Raw genomic sequence first — 6,272 nt, 5'->3', positions numbered from 1 at the left:
AGGATTACGGCAAGGCGCTGGAGAAGGACGCCGATCGCCAGCGGGCCGTGGCAGGTTATCTCAAGGACGAGTTGGGCAAGGACTGGGCCCAGTGGGGCGAGGCGCTCGGCCGGGGGATGGCGCAGATGGGCCTCCAGATGGGCGTGCTGGCCGCCGAGTTCGGCGCGGTCTGCGTCGAGGCCATGAACGAGCTCGCGCCCGCCATCCAGGAGGGAATCGGCGATCTCACCACCGGCCTGGCGGAGAAGATCGCCGAGCTGCAGAAAACCCTCGACGAGAGCCTGCAAAAGGTTGACGAGAAGGTGGAGAAAGTGAACGAGGCCCTGGCGGGTGAATCGGAGAAGCTGAAAGAGGAGGGAACCGCGAAGCCCAAGTAGAGGAGGGGGAAATGCGCGCGTCGGTTTTAGCGGCGCTGGCCGCCGCGGCTCTCTTCGTCTGCCTGTCCTGTTTAATCGGGACGGGCTCAGGAGACGGGGATCAGCCCGACCAGACAACCGTTCTCGGTACGCTGAACCTCTTCGAGGACGTGTGGAATGACGGGGACATGGACGCCTACGAAGGCTTGTTGGACGAGGAGAACTTCATCTTCCACTTCGACCCCGCGGACGTCTGGGGTGATATACCGCCCTTCTGGGGTTACGAGGAGGAGATACAGACGTACAAAAATCTCTTCTCACAGGTCGGGGTATCGAACGTCTCCGCACAGCTAGACCTTTCGGGGATTGTAGAACCCGAGGAAGAGGCCGTCACCTGCTCCCTCGACAACATCGCCTACCTCTTGTACGTGGAGGTGCCCGATTTAGATGCGGTCCTCAAGGCCGATGGCAGGCTCGATCTGCAACTTGAAAAACGCGGCGGTGAGTGGGTCGTGACCGAGTGGACGGATAACTCTATCCTGCACCTCCCCGGCATCTATGAGGTTTCCTGGGGCAGGTTGAAGGGCTATTTCATAGAGGACGATGATGAATAGGCACGGTCTTGTTTCGCCGGGGCGTAACTCGGTGTGCCGGGGGCATAGCTCGCTTCGCTCGGTTCGCTTCGTTTTGCTGGCGGCGCTGTGCTTTTGCCTGTCCTGTTCCACCGGGACGGACGGAGAAGATGGCGTCCCGCACGACCAGACGACGGTCATGGGGACGCTGCTTCTTTTCGAGGACGTGTGGAATGACGGGGACATGGATACTTACAAAGTTCTGTTGGACGAGGGCTTCACCTTCTACTTCGATCCCCAGGACGTGGGTGGGGATTCGGACATACCGCCATCCTGGGGCTACACGATGGAAATAATGGCGGTAACCAACCTCTTCAATGCGGTCGGGGCGGAGAACGTGGACGTGGATCTGGACCTCTCCGAAGTCACCGAGCCCGAGGAAGGGGTGAACACGTACATGGTCAGAGATGTGCCTTACGAGGTGTGTGTCTATGTGGAAGACGAATTTGACAGCATAACTTACATCGCCAGAGGAAACCTCGACCTGGAGCTTAAGAAGGTGGACGACGAGTGGGTCATCATCAACTGGTGGGATAAAGCGAGCTTGCGCCTGCCCGGCGTTGAGGAAACGACCTGGGGCGCGATTAAGGCTTGTTTTTAAGGAGTGGGAAATGAGCAAGTACGTTTCGATAGCCGTCGCGGCTCTCTTCACCTGCCTCTCCTGCAGCACGGGCACGGACGGCGACGGGAACGGCACCGTCCTGGAGACGCTGAACAAGTTCATGGATGTGTGGAATAGCGGTGATGTGGACGCCTATGAGAGCCTGCTGACCGACGACTTCACCTTCTACTTCGACCCCCGGGACGTGGGGTATCATGATATCCCGGAAAGTTGGGGTTTGGTTGATGAGATGACCGCTTATAACAACCTCTTTGACGCGGTCGGGGCGGAGAACGTGCAAGTGCAACTGGACCTCGACGGGGTCACCGAGCCTGAGGAAGGGGCGGAGACCTATAAGGTTGAGAATATTGAGTACGATGTACTTGTATTTGATGAGAATGCGGACCCGGAACCTATTATGTACCTGGCCACGGGTCTGCTCGACATGGAGCTTATGAAGGTGGACGGCGAGTGGGTCATTATTAACTGGTGGGATAAAGCGAGCTTGCGCCTGCCCGGCGTTGAGGAATGCACTTGGGGCGAGATCAAGGCTCTTTACTACAAATAGGAAGGCGTTACCTAGTACTCCGGTGCGGGTCATCCGCCCCTTTTTTCAGGGTTGCCGGGTCGAAAAAGCCGTGGTAATATTCGCGCAACCCTCTTATTACCCAAGGAGTTTTGTTGGGCCACAGAATCTGCCGCATACCGGGCGACGACACCGGCCACGACGTGATGCGGGCCGCCATGATAGTCTTCGACGCCCTGGACCTGGACATCGAGTGGGTGGACGCGGACGCCGGCTGGTGCATGTGGGAGGCCAAGGGGAACACGGTGCCGCCGGAGACCTGGGAGGCGCTGGAATCCACCGACGCCTGCTACTTCGGCGCCATCACCTCGAAGCCCGGCGTGAAGGGCTTCAAGAGCGCCATCCTCCAAATCCGCCAGCGCCTGGACCTCTACGCCTGCGTCCGCCCGGTCAAGGCCATCCCCGGCGTGCCGCTGAACTACCGCGACGACATAGACATGGTCATCTTCCGCGAGAACACGGAGGGGCTGTATTCGGGGGTCGAGGCGCGGCCCATGCCCAAGGCGCTCGTAGGCATCCTGCCGAACCTGGAGCGCTTCGCGGACCTGGACGACGTGGCGATTTCCTGCCGGGTGTTCAGCCGGCGGGGGTGCGAGCGCATCGTCCGCGCCGCCTTCGAGCACGCGAGGAAGTTCGGCCGCAAGCTCGTCACCGCCGTCCATAAGGCCAACGTCATCCGCGCCACCGACGGCCTCTTCCTGGAGGTTTTCCGGGAGGTGGCCGCGGAGTACCCGGAAATCAAGACCGGCGAGGAGAACGTGGACGCCACGGCGATGTGGTTCATCAAGAACCCGCAGTTCTACGAGGTCATCGTCACGACGAACATGTTCGGGGACATCATCTCCGACGAGGGGTGCCAGCTCGTGGGGGGTCTTGGTTTCGGGGCCAGCGCGAACGTCGGCGATTCCTATGGCCTTTTCGAGCCGAACCACGGGTCGGCGCCCAAGTACGCGGGGCAGTACGTGGTCAACCCCACGGCGACGATTCTGGCCGGGCGGCTGATGCTCCAATGGCTGGGCGAGGAGCGGGCGGCGGAACGCATCTGGAACGCGGTGCTCAAGCTCTACGCCGATCCCGGTGCGCCCAAGACCTACGACGTCGTGGGGCGGGACAAGGCCGCGGGCTCGCTGGAGGTGGCCGAGGCCATCGCCGCGCGGCTGTAATTTTTTTAACGACCGGGAGAGGGCGGGCCGACCCGCCCTTTTTTAGCAAGATTTGGTACTTTCTACTATGCTTGAGTGACAAGGGCAACCGCGGTAGTATTACGCGGATGACTTTTCGCTCCCCCCGGCCCCATCTTTTTTACTGAACTTCTCACTATTTTAAAAGGACGCCCGCGCATGGCCGAGCTGAAGTACGTCATCACGCCCGACGAATACGCGCCCGTGTTCGCGAAGGCCGAGCGGATGATGGAGGAGTACTTCGCCACGCTGAAGCTCGACCCGGAGCGGAGCACCATCACGCTCAAGGGCGCCGACCGTTACTCCCTCATCTTCGCCGCCGATTTCAGCTACTTCCTCCAGCAGAGCTTCCAGGATAAATTCGGCGGCGCGGCCCAGTTCATCCTCTACGAAATGGCCTACCAGATGGGGCGGCAGGACTGCATCCGCTTCTGCGAGAACACCGGCGCCAAGGACCCCATTGACCGCCTGGCCGCCGGGCCCGTGTACTTCGCCTTCACCGGCATGGCCAGGGTGGAGATTCTGCCCCTCTCCAGGCCCTCGCCCGACGAGAAATACATCCTGGTCTACTACCACCACTACTCCTTCGAGGCCGAGAGCTACCTGGCCCACGAGCATAAGACGAACCACCCGGTCTGCTTTATGAACGCCGGCTACTCGACGGGGTGGTGCTCCGTGGCCTTCGGGCTGGACCTCAAGGCGGAGGAGCTCTCCTGCCGGGCGATGGGCGACGAGCGGTGCCTTGTCGTTATGGCGCCGCCGCGTCACCTGGTCCAGCGGATAGCCGAGCTGCGGACTCCGGGCGGGACCGGTCTGAGGGTGTAGAGCCGCGCCTTCGGTTGTTTTGTCGCAAGGGGGTCCACCGCGGCCCCCTTTTTTAGCGGCTTACCTTGCGCCCGGGGTCCAACTACCGCGGCGTCAACCGCTACATGCGGATACTTACAATTTCCAGCGGCTTGCCAGAAACTCGGGGTTTTGCTACGCTGGCGACGAAACGAGCGAAAGGGAGGCCCGAAGATGGAGGAAGGACCGGAAAAGCCGAAGAAGGTCCAGATTGACCTTTCCCCGGAGGTGGCCGCCGGGATGTACGCCAACGCCGTGCACATCTCCGTCACGCCGGGTGAGTTCGTGATTGACTTCGCCCGGGTGCTGCCGGGGATGAGCAAAGTGCGGGTCCACAGCCGGATAATCCTCCCCCCCATCGCCGCCAAGGCCCTCTGGTTGCGGCTCGAACAGGCGGTGAGCGGTTACGAGGACAAGTTCGGCGAGATCAAGCTCCCCGGGAACAAGAAGGGAAAGCCGCCCTTCGATTACAACGCCTTCGACGGCGACCCGACGGAGAACTGACTTGGGCGTCTTGACCTTCGCTGAACAGTTCTTCTCGCGCCGGCTGGGGCGGGTGGCGAGGGCCGGGGAAATCGTCACCGCCTCGCCGGACGTGGTCCTCTCCCACGACAACACGGCGGCCATCATCGGCAACTTCCGGGCCATCGTCGGCGAGGGGACCCGCGTCCACCGGCCGGAGCGCATCGTCGTCGTCCTGGACCACACCGTGCCGGCGCCGGGGGAGAAGGAGGCGTCGAACCACGATAAAATCCGCCGCTTCGTCGCGGAGCAGGGCATCGCCGCCTTCTTCGACATCGGTCGGGGCGGCGTCTGCCATCAGGTGCTCCCCGAGCTGGGGTTCGCCGGTCCCGGTCGGCTCATCGTGGGCAGCGACTCCCACACCCCGACCCACGGAGCGCTGGGCGCCTTCGCCTGCGGGATTGACCGCACGGAGACGGCGGGGCTGTGGATCGCCGACGAGACCTGGTTCAAGGTTCCGGCGAGCATCCGCTTCGATCTCGCGGGCGCGCTCCCCAGGGGCGTTTACGCCAAGGACCTGATTCTGACCCTCATCGGGCGAATCGGGGCCGCCGGGGCGAACTACCTATCGGTGGAGTTCGACGGGCCGGGGCTCCCGGGCCTGACCGTGGACGACCGGCTGACCGTCTGCAACCTGGCGGCGGAAATGGGGGCCAAGAACGCCGCCTTCCCCGTGGACGGCGTCGCGCGGGCCTGGCTGGCGGAGAACGGCGTCGCATGGAAGGAGGAGGACGCCCTGTGGGCCGACGAGGGGGCCCGGTACGTTTCTCGGCACACGGTGGACCTCGGTGAAATCGTGCCGGTGGTCGCCCTGCCCCACCAGGTGGACAATGTCCACCCGGTGGCGGAAATCGCGGGCCGGCCCTTCAATCAGGGGCTCATCGGCACCTGCACCAACGGCCGCCTCTCGGACCTACGCGAGGCGGCGCGGATTCTCCGTGGAAAATACGTCGCACCGGGGATACGTCTCCTCGTTCTGCCCGCCAGCGAGCGCATCTACGCGGCGGCGCTGGCCGACGGGACCCTGGCGACTCTTCACAATGCCGGGGCCGTCATTCTCAACCCCGGCTGCGGACCCTGCCTGGGGGCTCACGAGGGGGCTTTGGCGCCCGGCGAGATCGGCCTCTCCACCGCCAACCGGAATATCAAGGGGCGCATGGGCAGCAAGGAGGCCCAGATAATCCTGGCCTCACCCGCCACCGTGGCCGCCTCGGCCGTGGCCGGCGTGGTCACCGATCCGCGGGAAGCGCTTAACCAAAGGGGATAAGATGGGTTGGACTTTTTCGCCGGTGAACGGCCAAGTGTGCCGTTTCCAATGGAACGGTGCGCCGACGGATGTGTTCGCCGACGGCAATAGCGTTACCTGGATTTGCCCCAACTGTGATCTTCAACTTCTCTTTGTATACCAGAGAGGACGTGTCGGATCACATTATGAAAGCCCTGTAAAATGCAATAATTGCAAACGTGAATTCTACCTGGAACCATCATATGGTACCGCTCCCGAGCCGCCGCAGGATGATGCTCGTCATCCGGCACCGATTATGACATTCC

General features: G+C 62.4%; 9 protein-coding genes. All 9 read left to right on the top strand.

Annotated features, from left to right (window positions below):
• A partial coding sequence (locus NTW26_01120) for a hypothetical protein (protein ID MCX7020876.1) occupies positions 1–377 on the top strand: 377 nt, incomplete at its 5' end.
• Positions 378–388: 11 nt separating this feature from the next.
• A complete protein-coding gene (locus NTW26_01115) occupies positions 389–970 on the top strand; it encodes a hypothetical protein (protein ID MCX7020875.1) in 582 nt (193 codons plus the stop codon).
• Positions 971–1,043: 73 nt separating this feature from the next.
• The gene (locus NTW26_01110) at positions 1,044–1,589 is read left to right on the top strand and encodes a hypothetical protein (protein ID MCX7020874.1); all 546 of its coding nucleotides are present in this window, start codon (positions 1,044–1,046) and stop codon (positions 1,587–1,589) included.
• A gap of 10 nt (positions 1,590–1,599) precedes the next feature.
• On the top strand, positions 1,600–2,157 hold the full coding sequence (locus NTW26_01105; GenBank protein ID MCX7020873.1) for a hypothetical protein: 558 nt from the start codon (positions 1,600–1,602) through the stop codon (positions 2,155–2,157).
• Between the two features lie 110 nt (positions 2,158–2,267).
• Positions 2,268–3,338 (top strand): isocitrate/isopropylmalate dehydrogenase family protein, encoded by a 1,071-nt coding sequence (locus NTW26_01100; GenBank protein ID MCX7020872.1) that lies wholly within the window; start codon positions 2,268–2,270, stop codon positions 3,336–3,338.
• 177 nt (positions 3,339–3,515) lie between these two features.
• Positions 3,516–4,181, top strand: a complete 666-nt coding sequence (locus NTW26_01095; GenBank protein ID MCX7020871.1) for a XylR N-terminal domain-containing protein — start codon at positions 3,516–3,518, stop codon at positions 4,179–4,181.
• 192 nt (positions 4,182–4,373) lie between these two features.
• Positions 4,374–4,703: a DUF3467 domain-containing protein gene (locus NTW26_01090; GenBank protein ID MCX7020870.1), complete on the top strand. Its 330-nt coding sequence runs from the start codon at positions 4,374–4,376 to the stop codon at positions 4,701–4,703.
• A gap of 1 nt (position 4,704) precedes the next feature.
• The gene (locus tag NTW26_01085) at positions 4,705–5,988 is read left to right on the top strand and encodes an aconitase/3-isopropylmalate dehydratase large subunit family protein (GenBank protein MCX7020869.1); all 1,284 of its coding nucleotides are present in this window, start codon (positions 4,705–4,707) and stop codon (positions 5,986–5,988) included.
• A gap of 1 nt (position 5,989) precedes the next feature.
• A partial coding sequence (locus NTW26_01080; protein ID MCX7020868.1) for a hypothetical protein occupies positions 5,990–6,272 on the top strand: 283 nt, incomplete at its 3' end.

It is taken from the genome of bacterium, from assembly GCA_026398675.1.
In the GTDB taxonomy this organism is placed as follows: Bacteria; RBG-13-66-14; RBG-13-66-14; order RBG-13-66-14; family RBG-13-66-14; genus RBG-13-66-14.
Note: the sequence above shows the minus strand (reverse complement) of the source record. Positions and strands in the feature narration are given on the sequence as shown.

Bases quoted from the DNA above. Each gene is read 5' to 3' on its own strand.
- NTW26_01090 (MCX7020870.1), top strand. From the start codon at position 4,374: ATGGAGGAAGGACCGGAAAAGCCGAAGAAGGTCCAGATTGACCTTTCC.
- NTW26_01115 (MCX7020875.1), top strand. From the start codon at position 389: ATGCGCGCGTCGGTTTTAGCGGCGCTGGCCGCCGCGGCTCTCTTCGTC.
- NTW26_01095 (MCX7020871.1), top strand. From the start codon at position 3,516: ATGGCCGAGCTGAAGTACGTCATCACGCCCGACGAATACGCGCCCGTG.
- NTW26_01105 (MCX7020873.1), top strand. From the start codon at position 1,600: ATGAGCAAGTACGTTTCGATAGCCGTCGCGGCTCTCTTCACCTGCCTC.